General features: G+C 70.8%; 13 protein-coding genes. 6 read left to right on the top strand and 7 right to left on the bottom strand.

Annotated features, from left to right (window positions below):
* Nucleotides 1-77: 77 nt before the first annotated feature.
* The 5 genes from CSC65_RS15290 to CSC65_RS15270 all read left to right on the top strand — a co-directional run bounded on the left by CSC65_RS15290 (nucleotide 78) and on the right by CSC65_RS15270 (nucleotide 4,676).
* The gene (locus tag CSC65_RS15290) at nucleotides 78-809 is read left to right on the top strand and encodes a DUF3348 domain-containing protein (RefSeq protein ID WP_202922906.1); all 732 of its coding nucleotides are present in this window, start codon (nucleotides 78-80) and stop codon (nucleotides 807-809) included.
* Entirely contained in the window at nucleotides 806-2,911 is a 2,106-nt protein-coding gene (locus CSC65_RS15285; protein WP_162411449.1) for a DUF802 domain-containing protein, read from the top strand. Before CSC65_RS15290 ends, CSC65_RS15285 begins: the two co-directional genes overlap by 4 nt.
* Nucleotides 2,908-3,552 carry an OmpA family protein gene (locus CSC65_RS15280; RefSeq protein ID WP_162411448.1) on the top strand — a complete coding sequence of 215 codons (645 nt, stop codon included), beginning with the start codon at nucleotides 2,908-2,910 and terminating at the stop codon, nucleotides 3,550-3,552. Before CSC65_RS15285 ends, CSC65_RS15280 begins: the two co-directional genes overlap by 4 nt.
* A complete protein-coding gene (locus CSC65_RS15275) occupies nucleotides 3,542-4,207 on the top strand; it encodes a DUF2894 domain-containing protein (protein WP_162411447.1) in 666 nt (221 codons plus the stop codon). Before CSC65_RS15280 ends, CSC65_RS15275 begins: the two co-directional genes overlap by 11 nt.
* Before the next feature lie 109 nt (nucleotides 4,208-4,316).
* The gene (locus CSC65_RS15270) at nucleotides 4,317-4,676 is read left to right on the top strand and encodes a GFA family protein (protein ID WP_202922905.1); all 360 of its coding nucleotides are present in this window, start codon (nucleotides 4,317-4,319) and stop codon (nucleotides 4,674-4,676) included.
* 10 nt (nucleotides 4,677-4,686) lie between these two features.
* Here CSC65_RS15270 and CSC65_RS16305 read toward each other — a convergent pair whose 3' ends face one another.
* The 3 genes from CSC65_RS16305 to CSC65_RS15260 are packed head-to-tail and all read right to left on the bottom strand — an operon-like array spanning nucleotide 4,687 to nucleotide 6,516.
* Nucleotides 4,687-4,821 (bottom strand): hypothetical protein, encoded by a 135-nt coding sequence (locus tag CSC65_RS16305; RefSeq protein ID WP_274379421.1) that lies wholly within the window; start codon nucleotides 4,819-4,821, stop codon nucleotides 4,687-4,689.
* 18 nt (nucleotides 4,822-4,839) lie between these two features.
* Nucleotides 4,840-5,241, bottom strand: a complete 402-nt coding sequence (locus CSC65_RS15265; RefSeq protein ID WP_162411446.1) for a SirB2 family protein — start codon at nucleotides 5,239-5,241, stop codon at nucleotides 4,840-4,842.
* A gap of 15 nt (nucleotides 5,242-5,256) precedes the next feature.
* Nucleotides 5,257-6,516: an NnrS family protein gene (locus CSC65_RS15260; protein WP_162411445.1), complete on the bottom strand. Its 1,260-nt coding sequence runs from the start codon at nucleotides 6,514-6,516 to the stop codon at nucleotides 5,257-5,259.
* 217 nt (nucleotides 6,517-6,733) lie between these two features.
* Here CSC65_RS15260 and CSC65_RS15255 point away from each other — a divergent pair, with 217 nt between their 5' ends.
* Nucleotides 6,734-7,021, top strand: a complete 288-nt coding sequence (locus CSC65_RS15255; protein ID WP_162411444.1) for a hypothetical protein — start codon at nucleotides 6,734-6,736, stop codon at nucleotides 7,019-7,021.
* Nucleotides 7,022-7,027: 6 nt separating this feature from the next.
* On the opposite strand, the gene CSC65_RS16145 is transcribed toward CSC65_RS15255, so the two are convergent.
* The 4 genes from CSC65_RS16145 to CSC65_RS15240 all read right to left on the bottom strand — a co-directional run bounded on the left by CSC65_RS16145 (nucleotide 7,028) and on the right by CSC65_RS15240 (nucleotide 12,834).
* Complete coding sequence (locus CSC65_RS16145) at nucleotides 7,028-7,204, bottom strand: hypothetical protein (protein ID WP_202922904.1); 177 nt, start codon at nucleotides 7,202-7,204, stop codon at nucleotides 7,028-7,030.
* 101 nt (nucleotides 7,205-7,305) lie between these two features.
* Complete coding sequence (locus CSC65_RS15250; RefSeq protein ID WP_274379420.1) at nucleotides 7,306-10,509, bottom strand: efflux RND transporter permease subunit; 3,204 nt, start codon at nucleotides 10,507-10,509, stop codon at nucleotides 7,306-7,308.
* Complete coding sequence (locus CSC65_RS15245) at nucleotides 10,499-11,548, bottom strand: efflux RND transporter periplasmic adaptor subunit (RefSeq protein WP_162411443.1); 1,050 nt, start codon at nucleotides 11,546-11,548, stop codon at nucleotides 10,499-10,501. The genes CSC65_RS15250 and CSC65_RS15245 overlap by 11 nt, the downstream gene beginning before the upstream one ends.
* Nucleotides 11,545-12,834, bottom strand: coding sequence for a TolC family protein (locus tag CSC65_RS15240; RefSeq protein ID WP_162411442.1), 1,290 nt, complete (start codon nucleotides 12,832-12,834; stop codon nucleotides 11,545-11,547). The genes CSC65_RS15245 and CSC65_RS15240 overlap by 4 nt, the downstream gene beginning before the upstream one ends.
* Nucleotides 12,835-12,875 lie beyond the last annotated feature (41 nt).

Below are 12,875 nucleotides of genomic sequence, written 5' to 3'. Positions count from 1 at the left end.
TGACCGCCGGCCGCCGGCGGGTCTTCCAGCCCCGGATACCCGGCCGGGGCCGGCCCATCATGTAAAATCGCCGTCTTTTGAGCGGCAGAGTGGCAGAAGCGCGACATCGAACGCCCGTTCCGGGCCCGGCCTTCACCCGCCTGCTGGCGCGGGTCACCGGGGCTGAACTCCCGGCGTCGGGCCCGGCCCTGTCAGGGCGGCTGGGCCAGTGGTTCGACTGGAACCGCGCCGTGGTGCTGTCGCGGGCGCTCGACGGGCGGCTCCCAGCGCCGGCCGGCGATGGCGCACCGGCTGCCGACGACGACGCGACCGCGGCCTGCGCCCGTGCGCGCGAAATGCAGGCCAGTGCGATCGTCGACGAAGGCGCGGCGGCCCTCGCCCGCGTGCGTGAACGCTGCGCGTCCAGCGGCGAGGCGCCCGATTACGCCCCTTTCCGCCAGTTCCACCTGGCCCGGCAGCGCTCGATGCAGGCGGCCACCGGCCAGCTGCGCGGTCGCCTGCGCGACCAGCTCGCCCACGGCCCGGCCGACCTGGCCCGGCTGGCCGAAGTCGACGCGGTGATGGAACTGACCCTCAGTCCGCGCGAACAGGCACTGCTGTCGGGCGTGCCGGCGATGCTCGGCGAACATTTCGAGCGCCTGCGCCTGGCGCAGGCATCCACGGGCGCCGGTTCGGTGCCCGCACACACCTGGCTGGATGCGTTCAGCCGCGACATGCAGGCGGTGCTGCTGGCCGAACTGGATGTCCGTTTCCAACCGATCCAGGCGCTGCTCGCAGCGCTCGATCCCCAGACCTTGCGGAAAACATGAACCGGCATTCCCCCTACTTCGCCCCTTACTTCGCCCTGTACCTGACCGGCCTGGGCGTGACCGGCTGGATCGGCGCCGGCTACGTCGTCACCAATCCGCTCGGCGCACTCGTCACCGGGGTCATCGCGGCCTGCTATCTGGCGGGCGGGATCGAACTGCATCGCTACCGGCAGGCGACGGCGACGCTGTCCGCCGCGCTGCAGGAGATGCCCGCCGCCGGCGGCATGCTCGACGCCTGGCTTGCGCGACTGCATCCGGGCCTGCGCAACGCGGTGCGCCTGCGCATCGAAGGCGAGCGCGTCGCCCTGCCGGCGCCCGCGCTTACGCCGTACCTGGTCGGCCTGCTGGTGCTGCTGGGCATGCTCGGCACGCTGATGGGCATGATGGCGACCCTGCGCGGCACCGGCCTGGCGCTGGAAAGCGCGACCGACCTGGACGCGATCCGCGGATCGCTCGCCGCACCGATCAAGGGCCTGGCCTTCGCCTTCGGCACCTCCATCGCCGGCGTCGCCAGCTCCGCGGTGCTCGGCCTGCTCTCGGCGCTGTGCCGGCGCGAGCGGCTGCAGGCGGTGCAGCAGCTGGACGTGGAGATCGCCACGTCACTGCGCGTGCATTCGCAGGCCTGGCAGCGCGAAGAGGCGTTCCGGCTCCTGCAGCAGCAGGCGACGGTGGTGCCGGCGCTGGTGGAACAGCTGCAGGCGATGGTCGGGGCGATCGAACGTCAGGGCGTGGCCAACGGCGATCGCCTGGCCGCGCACCAGGCCGAGTTCCACGCGCGCACCGAGAGCGCCTACGCGCAGCTGGCCCACTCGCTGGAGCAGTCGATGCGCGCCGGCGTGGCCGAAAGCACGCGTGCCGCCGCCGCGGTCCTGCAGCCGGCGATCGAAACGACGATGGCGGGCCTGTCGCGCGAAACCGCGGTGCTGCACGACACGGTGAACCAGGCCGTGCAGCGCCAGCTGGAAGCGTTGACCGCTGGCGTCGATGCGACGCGCGAGGCCGCCGCCGCCGCCTGGACCACGGCACTGGAGGGCCAGCGAGGCGCCAGTGAAGCCCAGGGCCGCGAGCTGGAAGCAGCGCTGACGCGCTTTGCCTCGACGTTCGAGCAGCGCTCGGTGGACCTGGTGGAGGGCGTCTCGCAGCGCCTCGATGCGACCGCCGGCCACGTCGCGGCCGCCTGGCAGCAGGCGCTGGCGCAGCAGGACGCCGCTGGTGCGGCGCTGGCCAGCCGCAACGAACAGGCGCTGGCGAACGCGGCCACGACTTTCGAGCGGCATGCCGATGCGCTCATCTCGCGCCTGGCGCAGTCGCACGACGAGCTGCAGGCCGCGCTGGCCGGGCAGGACCAGCAGCGGCTTGAAGCCTGGACCGGGCAGCTCTCGGCGACCGGCGTGGCGCTGCGCGAGGAATGGGAGCACGCCGGCGCGCACACCGCCGCGCGCCAGCAGGAAATCTGCGATGCGCTGGCCAGCAGCGCGGCCGACATCACCGCGCAGGCGCAGGCGCACGCCCGCGAGACGATCGCCGAGATTTCCCGGCTGGTCCAGGTCGCATCCGAAGCGCCGCGCGCCGCCGCCGAAGTCATCGCCGAGCTGCGCCAGAAACTTTCCGACAGCATGGTCCGCGACACCGCCATGCTGGAAGAACGCAACCAGATGCTGGCCACCCTCGACACCCTGCTTGCCGCGGTCAACCACGCATCGACCGAGCAGCGTGGTGCCATCGATGCGCTGGTCGCCACCTCGGCCGACCTGCTCGACCGCGTCGGCAACCGCTTCGCCGACCAGGTCGAGGCCGGCACCGGCAAGCTCGAGGAAGTCGCCGCGCAGGTCGCCGCGGGCGCCACCGAAGTGGCGAGCCTGAGCGACGCCTTCGGCATGGCCGTGGAACGCTTCGGCGCATCAAACGACATCCTGGTCGAGCGCCTGGGCGCGATCGAAGGCGCGCTCGACCGCTCGCTGGTGCGCAGCGACGAGCAGCTGGCCTATTACGTGGCGCAGGCGCGCGAGGTGATCGACCTGAGCCTGCTCGCGCAGAAGCAGATCATGGCCGACCTGCAGCGGATCGGTGGCCAGCCGTCCGCCGGAGCCCACGCGGCATGAGCGTGGAGAGTGACGATGCCGAACTCGGCACCACCGTCTGGGCCAGCTTCGGCGACCTGATGTCGGTGCTGCTGGGCGCGTTCGTGCTGGTCCTGGTCGGCGTCATCGCCATCCAGGCCCAGCTGGCCAGCCGGCTGGACGAAGAAGTGCGCCGGCGCCAAGCCGAAGCGCAACAGCGCCATGCGCTCGAACAGGCACTGGCCGCGCCGCTGGCGGCGGGCCGGGTGACCCTGGTTGACGGTCGCATCGGCATCCGCGGCAATGTGCTGTTCGCACTCAATTCCGACCAGCTGCAGCCGGAAGGGCACGAGCTGCTGCGCAGCCTGGCCGCGCCACTGGCCGGTTACCTGGCTTCGCGCGAGGAAATCCTGATGGTCAGCGGCTTCACCGATGACCGCCAGGTGCGCGGTGGCAATGCCCGCTTCGCCGACAACTGGGAGCTGTCGGCGCAGCGCGCGCTGACCGTGACCCGCGTCCTGGTGGCAGAAGGCGTGCCGGCGGCTTCGGTGTTCGCGGCCGCGTTCGGTGCGCAGCAGCCGGTCAGCACCAATGCCGACGAGGACGGGCGTTCGCGCAACCGCCGGGTGGAGATCGCACCGGTGCCGCGGCCATCAAGGACCACGACGCCCGATGGACGGTGATGCGGTGCACGCCACGGTGCGCAGCCAGCCAGACGCGCCGCCGACGGCAGAGGCCGCACTCGAGGCCTGGCGCGCCCAGGGTGCCGATCGCATCGATCCGCTGCGCTTCGACCTGATCGCCGCGATGGCCGCGCGCGTGCACGACCACGCGGGTACGGCGCGCGCACTTCTCGAGCAGCGCCTGTCCCGCCTGGTCCAGGCGTACGCGGACACCATTGCGTCCGCCAGTCCGGGCGACGCCGTGGCAAAGCAAGGCGCGATCGCGAGCAGCGCACTTGCTGCACTGTCCGCGTCGCTGGCCCGGCCGGTCGTGGCGGATCCTGCGTCAGCGGACCTGCAGGCTGCGCCTGCGCCGTTGTATCCCGAGTTGCCGGTGCTGGACGAACTGCGCACGGTCTGGTCGCGCCTGCGCAACGACAGCCAGATGCGCGAATCGATGGAGCAGGTGCCTGCCGATGCCGGCCCGCTCAACTCCGGCATGCTCGTGCATCGCGCTCTGCAACTGATGCAGGCCACCGCCCCGGGCTACCTGCAGCATTTCATCGCTTATGCCGACACGCTTTCCTCGCTGCAGCAGCTGCGGGAAAGTACCGTCCCGGCGGGCGCCGACGCGCGCGCGCCAACGCGCGGTCGCGGGCGCAAGCGCAGCGGCTGACAGCTGCAGCAGCGGCACCTTTGCCGTATCGTCGGCTGCCGCCGCCGGCACGTCCGGCCAGGCGCATGCCCGCATCCGCCGCATGCCAGGGTTCCGGAGCGCACGACCGATGAATCGTCCGTTGCAGAAATACCAGGGGGGCTGCCATTGCGGCGCGGTGCGCTTCCAGATCGAGACCGGGTTTCCCGAGCTGACCACGTGCGACTGTTCGATCTGCCTGCGCAAGAACGCGCTGATGGTCAAGGTGCACGAGAGCGCCTTCCAGCTGCTCGCCGGTGAGCAGGCGCTGGCCGAATACCAGTTCCATACCCGCACCGCGCGACACTTCTTCTGCAAGACCTGCGGCATCTATCCATTCCACCGCAAGCGCGTCACGCCCGACTACCTGGGCATCAACGTGTTCTGCCTGGAGGGTTTCGATCCGGAGGGCATACCGGTACGGCGCACGGTGGGAGCCGGGATGGACTGAGGCGGCACGCTCAGTCGTGCCAGGGATCGTCCGCTGACCGCGCTTCAGGGGTGTCGGTCGACAGGCCGGCGGCCTGCCAGGATTCCTGCAGCAGGGGACAGGCCGGCAGGCAGGGATCGGGCAGTTCCAGTTCGCTCAGGTCCATGGTGTGACTCCGCGGGTGTCAGCCCGCCAGCAGGTAGAACGCGCCCAGGGGATGGTGCACGCGGGCGATGCAGTAGACCTGCAGGAAACACAGGCCCGCGGCGGCCACGAGTGCGGCGCGCGGCAAGGTGCGCCTTTGCGGGCGGAAGGCCAGGATGCCCAGCACCACGTAGGCGGTAACGAAGCACAGCTTCACCAGCAGCCAGCCGTTGGCGTACAGCTCGCGCGGCAGGATCGTCAGCAGCATGAAAGCGGCGGTCAGCAGCACCGTGTCGATCGTGTAGCTGAGGTAGCGGACCGGGGCCAGGCGCGGCCAGCGCATGCCGCCGAGCAGGGCCATCGCCCGCAAGGCGAAGAACGCGCCGCTGGCCAGCGCGGCGGCGATGTGGACGAGCTTGATGTCGGGATAGAAGGTGATCATCGCGGAGTCGGTGTGTCAGCCGGGACGTCCGTCGCGGCGCGGGGTCAGGTAGATGTGGCCGATTCGCGCCACCCACGGCGACAGCGCCAGCAGCCAGCCGACCGCGGCCAGCGCCTGCCACAGGCCCGGGTCGGGCAGTACATCGGCGAGGATGCGCAGCGTGGCGACGAGCTGGATCGCGATGAAGGCGAACCAGGCGATGGGATACATCTGCAAAGGCCGGCCGGAGTGGCCCTGGGTCACGCGGGTGACCATCGCCACCAGCACGCTGCCGAAGAAGCCGATGAACAAGGCGTGCATCGGCGCGCGCCCGAGGATGAACTCGCCGCTCGTGGCGTAGACCAGGCTCTGCGCCAGGTACAGGGCGAAAGTCACCGGCAGCCACGCGGTGCCGATGAACAGCACCGCCAGCAGGCCCGGCATGCGCGGGGCGCCTGCGACGCGGCGCGGCCACCAGCGCCACACCGCGTAGCCGGTCAACGAAAGCAGCGGCACGTCGGCCAACCAAAGCCACGCGTAGCCGTGGACCAGCTCCAGCGCCAGGTGCAACATCGCCAAGGCCCACACCGCACCCAGCCATGCCAGCGGCCGCCACGCCTTGTAGCCCGGCACGGCATTGCCCGCGAAGAACGGGAACATGCGATGGGCGACGGTTACGTACACCGGCAGCAGCAGGCCGAAGCCGCCCAGCTTGATGCTGGCGAATGCCCAGTTCGCCGGTGCGCCGAGCACGAAGGCCAGGAACATTGCCACGCCCAGCCAGCCCAGCACCAGCGCCGCGTAGCACGAGCGCGCGTGCCAGGTGCGCCCTTTCTCGTCGGCGAGCAGGCGGCCCAGGATCGCCAGCGCCGCGGTCCAGCCGGCCAGCGCCATCCACAGTCCCACGGTCAGTCCGACCTCCCAGCCGGCGGCACCGAGCAGAATCGCCAGTTGCCCGCCCATCAGGCCCAGGCCCACCGGCACGTAGTGCCAGCGCTGCAGGTCGGGCAGGCCAAGCCAGCGCGGGAACACGGTCAGCAGGAAGCCGAATACGAAGCTGGGCAGCACCAGGTACTGCATCAGGAAGGCGTGCAGCCACCCTGGCGGCACCGCCATCGCCGGCAGCGTCCACAGGCCGAAGCGCACCGACAGCAGCCACAGCGTCCACCACAGCATCGCCAGCAGCACGTTGGAGGCGCCGATGAAGAACATCAGCCGGTGTGGTGCATGCGCCAGCCAGGCCGGCGATGCGCCAGCGCGGTGGGGACGGGGCGGGGGAGCGACCTCGATGTGCATGGCCGCAGTCTGCGACGCGGACGCAAGCGATGCCTTGACCCACGTCAGGCCGGCGCTGATCGGCCGCCCCGTGCGACCGTGCTGCGCCTTGACCCCTGTCAAGGCCGCGAGCGCCGCCGCTGCCTACAGTCGCTCCAGTACCGGTCGCACGCCATGCGCGCGCGGCCGTGTCCGTCCTTGAACGATCCCGTGAACGCCCCTCCGAACGAGAGAACCCATGTCCATCGCACCGGCTTCCCCGACCGATCCCACTATTGCGCTGTCGCGCCTGTCGGCGATGAACGCCGCGCTGCGCGAGCTCGATCCCGATGCCCAGGTCGCGTTGGATCCAGACGGCGGCAAGTTGAAAGTGCTGACCGTGCTGCCACCCGCCCAGGTGATGGCCGTGTTGCAGGCGCTGGGCGAAACGGCCGAGCTGTCCGGCGATGCGTACGCGGAAGACGCCGACGAAGCGCGCGGCACGAACACGGGTGGCAGCTGCGGCTGCGGCTGCCGCCGCAGCTGAGCGCGGTCAGCGCGGTACGCTTTCGCGCGCGTCCGGATAGTCGCTTTCCGGGTCGGGTCCGTCCTTGCGCGGCGTGTCGGGCTGGTCGTGGTCCTTCCAGCGCGCCTTGTCGTTGCGCAGCTTGTCGGGCGTGTGCGACTTGGCCTGGTCGCCCTCGGGATTGGATTCCGGCGTGGGTTTCATGGTCGCGTCCTCATGCGCAGCGTGGGGCCCATTGCACGACGGTGGCCGTCGTCGTGCAGTGATGGCGCGCGCACCCGTTGCGCGCGCCGGCCCGCAGCCGCTCACGCGGCCGGCTGCGAGCGCCCGTGCAGCCACCGGTACAGCACCGGCAACACCAGCAAGGTCAGCAGCGTCGAGGAGACGATGCCGCCGATCACCACGGTGGCCAGCGGCCTCTGCACCTCCGAGCCGGCACCGACGTTGAAGGCCATCGGCAGGAAGCCGAGCGAGGCCACCAGCGCGGTCATCAGTACCGGGCGCAGTCGGCCGAGCGCGCCGTCGGATACGGCCAGGTCGAGCGGATCGCCCTGCTCGCGCAGCTTGCGGATGAAGCTGATCATCACCAGGCCGTTGAGCACCGCAACGCCCGACAGGGCGATGAAGCCCACGCCGGCCGAGATCGACAGCGGGATGCCGCGCAGGGCGAGCGCCACCACGCCGCCGGTCAGCGCCAGCGGCACGCCGGTGAAGACGATGGCCGCGTCGCGGATCGAACCGAACGCCCAGTACAGCAGTGCCATGATGACCAGCAGGGTCACCGGCACGACCACTGCCAGGCGCTGGCTTGCGGAGATCAGCTGCTCGAACGTGCCGCCGTAGTCGATCCAGTAGCCGGCCGGCAGTTCGACCTGCGTGCCGACGCGCTCGCGCAGTTCGGCGACGAAACCACCGAGGTCGCGGCCGCGCACGTTGGCGGTCACCACCACGCGGCGCTTGGCGTTCTCGCGGTTGACCTGGTTGGGCCCGAGCACGGTCTCGATCTTCGCGACCTCGCGCAGCGGCACCGTGCGCGGTTCGCCCGAGGCCCATGCGGGCCGGCTGCGTGATTCGTCGTCGTTGCCGGCACTGCCCAGCGGGAGGGGCAGGTCGGCCAGGGCAGTGGGGTCCTGGCGCAGGTGCTCGGGCAGGCGGACCACGATGTCGAAGCGGCGGTCGCCTTCGAACAGCTGTCCGGCGACTTCGCCACCCACCGCCATCGCCACGGTGTCCTGCACGTCGCCGGGATTGAGCCCGTAGCGGATCAGCGCCGCGCGATCGGGCGTGACGGTGAGCATCGGCAAGCCCTCGGCCTGCTCCATGCGCACGTCGGCTGCGCCTTCGAGTCCGCGTGCCAGCGCCTCGACCCGCTGGCCAACCTCGACCAGGGTGTCAAGGTCGTCGCCGTACACCTTCACCGCCACGTCCGCGCGCACGCCCGAGATCAGCTCGTTCATGCGCATCTGGATCGGCTGGGTGAACTCGTAGTTGTTGCCGGGCAGGCGCCGCGCGGCGGTTTCGAGCTCCTCCAGCAGTGCGGCCTTGGACTTGCGCGGATCCGGCCACTCCTCGCGCGGCCTGAGCATGATGAAGGTGTCAGTCACCGAGGGCGGCATTGGATCGCTGGCCACCTCGCCGGTGCCGATCTTGCTGAAGACCCTGCGCACTTCGGGAAAGGCGGCGAAGGTCTTTTCCAGTGACGCCTGCATGGTCACCGCCTGGCTGAGGCTGGTGCCGGGAATGCGCATCGCGTGCACGGTGATGTCGCCCTCGTCCAGGCTGGGCACGAACTCCGAGCCGAGCCGCGTGGCCAGCAGGCCGGCGCCCACCAGCACGACCACGGCGCCGCCGAGCACGGCCAGGCGATGGCCAAGCGCCCAGTCCAGCACCGGCCGGTAGGCGCGACGCGACCACTGCATCAGCCGGGTGTCCTTCTCCTGCACGTCGCCGCGCAGGAACATCGCGATCGCCGCGGGCACGAAGGTCAGCGAGAGCAGCATCGCGCCGGTCAGCGCGAGCACGACCGTGATCGCCATCGGGTGGAACATTTTTCCTTCCACGCCGGTGAGCGCGAAGATCGGCAGGTACACCGCGGCGATGATCCCCAGGCCGAACAGGCTCGGGCGGATCACTTCGGCGGTGGCCGAGGCGGTGGTCGCCAGCCGCTCCGATTCGTCGAGCACCCGGCCCAGGCGATGCTGCAGCTCGCCGAAGCGGCGCAGGCAGTTCTCGATGATGATCACCGCGCCGTCGACGATCAGGCCGAAGTCCAGCGCGCCCAGGCTCATCAGGTTGCCCGACACGCCGCCGCGGACCATGCCGGTGAGCGTGAACAGCATCGCCAGCGGGATCACCGCCGCGGTGATCAGCGCCGCGCGGAAATTGCCCAGCAACAGGAACAGCACCACGATCACCAGCAGGGCGCCTTCGACCAGGTTCGTGGCCACGGTGCGGATGGTGCGGTCCACCAGCGAGGTGCGGTCGTAGACCGGCACCGCCGACACACCCGCCGGCAGGCTGCGGTTCGCGTCCTCCAGTCGCGCGGCCGCGGCCTGCGAGACGTCGCGGCTGTTGGAACCGACCAGCATGAACACCGTGCCGAGGACCACCTCCTCGCCGTCCAGGGTCGCCGCGCCGGTGCGCAGCTCGCGACCCTCGCCGACCTGGGCCACGTCGCGCACGCGGATCGGCACGCCTTCGCGGCGGTCGAGCACGATGTCGCGGATGTCATCCAGGTCGGTGACCTGGCCCGGTGCGCGCACCAGCAGTTCCTGGCCGTTGCGTTCGATATAGCCGGCGCCGACATTGCGGTTGTTGGCCGCCACCGCGCGCACCACGTCGTCGAAGTTGAAGCCCAACGCGACCATGCGCGCCGGATCGGGGGTGATGTGGACCTGCCGGGCGAAGCCGCCCTGCGTGTTCACTTCGGTCACACCGGGCACGTTGCGCAGCTGCGGACGCACCACCCAGTCCTGCAGGGTGCGCAGGTCGGTGGCCGTCCAGGGCGTGCCGTCGGCCTTCCTAGCGTCCGGCGCGGCCTGCACGATGTACATGAAGATCTCGCCCATGCCCGTCGCAATGGGACCCATCTCCGGATCCAGCCCCGCAGGCAGCTGCGAGCGCGCCTGGGCGATGCGTTCGGCCACCTGCTGGCGGGCGAAGTACAGGTCGGTGCCGTCCTTGAACACCACCGTCACCTGCGACAGGCCGTAGCGCGACAGCGAGCGCGTGTAGTCCAGCCCGGGCAGGCCGGCCAGCGCGGTCTCCAGCGGGAAGGTCACCCTCTGCTCGGTTTCCAGCGGCGAGAAACCGGGCGCCGCGGTATTGACCTGCACCTGCACGTTGGTGATGTCGGGGGTGACGTCGATCGGCAGCTGGCGCGCGCTCCAGATGCCGACCGCGACCAGCGCCAGGGTCAGCGCAAGCATCAGCCAGCGATGCGCGATGGCGAAGCCGATGATGCGTTCAAGCGTTCCGCGCGGGGCCTCGCCCATGGGCTCAATGCTCATGCGAAGCCCCCGCCTTGCCGATGTCGGCCTTGACCAGGTAGCTCTGTTCGACCACGACTTCGTCGCCGGCATTCAGTCCCTCGAGGACCTCCACCCTCTGCCCATCGCGCTTGCCCAGCTTCACCGGATGCGCCTGGTAGCGGTCGCCTTCGCGTACGAACACCACGTCACGGCCTTCCAGCGATTGCAGCGCGGTCAGCGGCACGACGAGCGCGGCCGGCTGCTGTTCGACGGTGATGCGCGCCCTGACCGCCGAGCCGGGACGCCACAAACCGTCCTCGTTCTCCAGCACCGCGCGCGCGACCGTGCTCTGGCTGGCGGTGGCGGTGCCGGGCAGCACGCGCTCGAGCGTGGTCTGCGCGGTGACGCCATCGCTCAGGCGGGTCACCGTGACCGGCGCGCCGGGCACGATGTGGCCGGCATCGGAACCGAAGATGTGCAGGTCCACCCACAGCTGCGACAGGTCGGCGACCTCGAACAGCGCGCTGCCTTCGCTGGCGACGCTGCCCAGGCTGGCATGGCGCGCGAGGACGACGCCGGCCAGCGGCGAGGTGACGGTGTAGGTGGACAGGCTCAGGTTGCTTTCCACGGCCGCCAGCGCCTGCCCGGCGCGGACCCGGTCGCCGACGTTCACCGCCAGGCTGCGGATGGGACCGGGATAGCGCGCCGACACCTGCGCGGCGCGGCCTTCGACCGGGGTCAGCAGGCCTTGCACCTCGTGTTCGTCGGCGATGATTCCCGCGGCCGCCGGCGCGACGCGGATACCCGAGGATTGGGCGATGTCGGCGGCGATGACCGTGCTGTCGGCATGCGCTTCGCCTTCCTCGGCGCCGTCTGCATCGTGCGCGTGGTCGGCGTCTTCTTCATTTCTGGCGTTGCTGTTGGCGGCGCCCCGCTTTTCGCGACCTGCTTCATCAAGGCGTTCGCCTTCGTGGCCGCCGTCGGCATGGTCGTGTCCGGCTTCGCCATCGGCCGCACCGCGCCCGCAGGCGGCGAGCAGCAGGGCCAGGAAAATCGCGGTGCCCAGTGAACGGATCATGGGGAGGTTCCTTGTCCGGAGGCGCCGGCGCCGGCCACGAAGGGCTGGCCGGTCAGGCGCTGGATTTCGATGAGGGCGCTTTGTGCTTCAAGCGCGGCGTCGAGCTGCTGCCGCTGCATGGCGGTGTGCTCGGACTGCAGTTGCGCCCATTCCAGGTAGCTGATCGCGCCGGCGCTGTACGCGCGCTGCGCGGCACGCTCGGCGCGTGCCAGGCGCGGAAGCACGTCCTGCGCGGTGCGCCGCACCTCCTGCTGGGCGACGCGGTAGCGACCGTGTGCCTGGACCAGCGTGCTGTAGAGCGACACGTCGCGGGATTCGCGTTCCAGCCCGAGCGACGCCAGCTCCGCTTCGGCGGCGCGGATTTCCGGCTGCGCCCGGCGCGTGCCCCCCAGTGGCATGGAGAGGCTGCCCACCAGCGCGGTGTCGTCGCTTTCCTGCAGGCGGCGGATGCCCAGTTGCCAGTCCAGGTCGGGCGTGGCGGCGCTGCGCGCGAGCTGCAGCCGCGCTTCGCGGATGCGCTGCTCGCCGACGAAACCGGCCAGCTCCGGCGTGCGCTCGAGCCAGGCGGCGAGCTCTTCGAGTTCGGGCACGGCGGGCGTCAGCAGCGGATCGGCCGCGGCGAGCAGGAAGGCCGGATCACGTTCGCCCCACAGTGCGGCCAGGTGCTGGCGCGCAGCGTGCTCCTGCTGGGTGGCGCGATCCACGCTCATTTCCGCACGCGCCAGCGCGGCTTCGGCGGTCAGCACGACGGACTCGGGCGATGCACCGGCCTGCAGGCGATGACGGGCCGCCGCGACCGTGCGCCGGCGCTGTTCCATGTCGAGGCGGCCGATGTCCGCCTGCGCCTGTGCCGCGGCCACGGCCAGGTAGTGTCGCGCGGTCTCGGCCAGAAGGTCCAGGCGCTGTGCCTCGCGCTGCACGGACAATGCATCGATGCGGCTCTGCGCCAGCGCGCGACGCGCGTCGAGCTTGCCGCCGCGTTCCAGCACGCCGGCCAGCGTCAGCGTCACTTCGGCCTGGTCGAAGCCGCGCGTCGCGCCGGTGCCGAGCACGTTCTCGATGTCCAGGCCGGCGCGCAGCGCGGGTTTCAGGCTGGCCTGGTCACGCTCGGCGAGTAGGAGGTCGGTCTGCGCACCGAACAGGCGCAGGTCCGGGTGGGCACGGGCGACGCGTACGAACGCGTCATCCAGGGTGAGGGCGGGTGGGGCGGGATCGGCGGCCACGGCCGGCCAGGCCAGGGCACAGCCGACGATCCACGCGGCCAGGGCCGCGAGTCGCACAGGCATGGGGATACTCCGGAAAGGGTGCAGTGACGGAACGCTGGCTT

This window comes from Pseudoxanthomonas daejeonensis (assembly GCF_010093205.1).
In the GTDB taxonomy this organism is placed as follows: Bacteria; Pseudomonadota; Gammaproteobacteria; order Xanthomonadales; family Xanthomonadaceae; genus Pseudoxanthomonas; species Pseudoxanthomonas daejeonensis.
Note: the sequence above shows the minus strand (reverse complement) of the source record. Positions and strands in the feature narration are given on the sequence as shown.

Coding starts and splice junctions, on each gene's coding strand:
- CSC65_RS15285 (WP_162411449.1), top strand. CDS start 806: ATGAACCGGCATTCCCCCTACTTCGCCCCTTACTTCGCCCTGTACCTG.
- CSC65_RS15280 (WP_162411448.1), top strand. CDS start 2,908: ATGAGCGTGGAGAGTGACGATGCCGAACTCGGCACCACCGTCTGGGCC.
- CSC65_RS15275 (WP_162411447.1), top strand. CDS start 3,542: ATGGACGGTGATGCGGTGCACGCCACGGTGCGCAGCCAGCCAGACGCG.
- CSC65_RS15270 (WP_202922905.1), top strand. CDS start 4,317: ATGAATCGTCCGTTGCAGAAATACCAGGGGGGCTGCCATTGCGGCGCG.
- CSC65_RS16305 (WP_274379421.1), bottom strand. CDS start 4,821: ATGGACCTGAGCGAACTGGAACTGCCCGATCCCTGCCTGCCGGCCTGT.
- CSC65_RS15265 (WP_162411446.1), bottom strand. CDS start 5,241: ATGATCACCTTCTATCCCGACATCAAGCTCGTCCACATCGCCGCCGCG.
- CSC65_RS15260 (WP_162411445.1), bottom strand. CDS start 6,516: ATGCACATCGAGGTCGCTCCCCCGCCCCGTCCCCACCGCGCTGGCGCA.
- CSC65_RS15255 (WP_162411444.1), top strand. CDS start 6,734: ATGTCCATCGCACCGGCTTCCCCGACCGATCCCACTATTGCGCTGTCG.
- CSC65_RS16145 (WP_202922904.1), bottom strand. CDS start 7,204: ATGAAACCCACGCCGGAATCCAATCCCGAGGGCGACCAGGCCAAGTCG.
- CSC65_RS15250 (WP_274379420.1), bottom strand. CDS start 10,509: ATGAGCATTGAGCCCATGGGCGAGGCCCCGCGCGGAACGCTTGAACGC.
- CSC65_RS15245 (WP_162411443.1), bottom strand. CDS start 11,548: ATGATCCGTTCACTGGGCACCGCGATTTTCCTGGCCCTGCTGCTCGCC.
- CSC65_RS15240 (WP_162411442.1), bottom strand. CDS start 12,834: ATGCCTGTGCGACTCGCGGCCCTGGCCGCGTGGATCGTCGGCTGTGCC.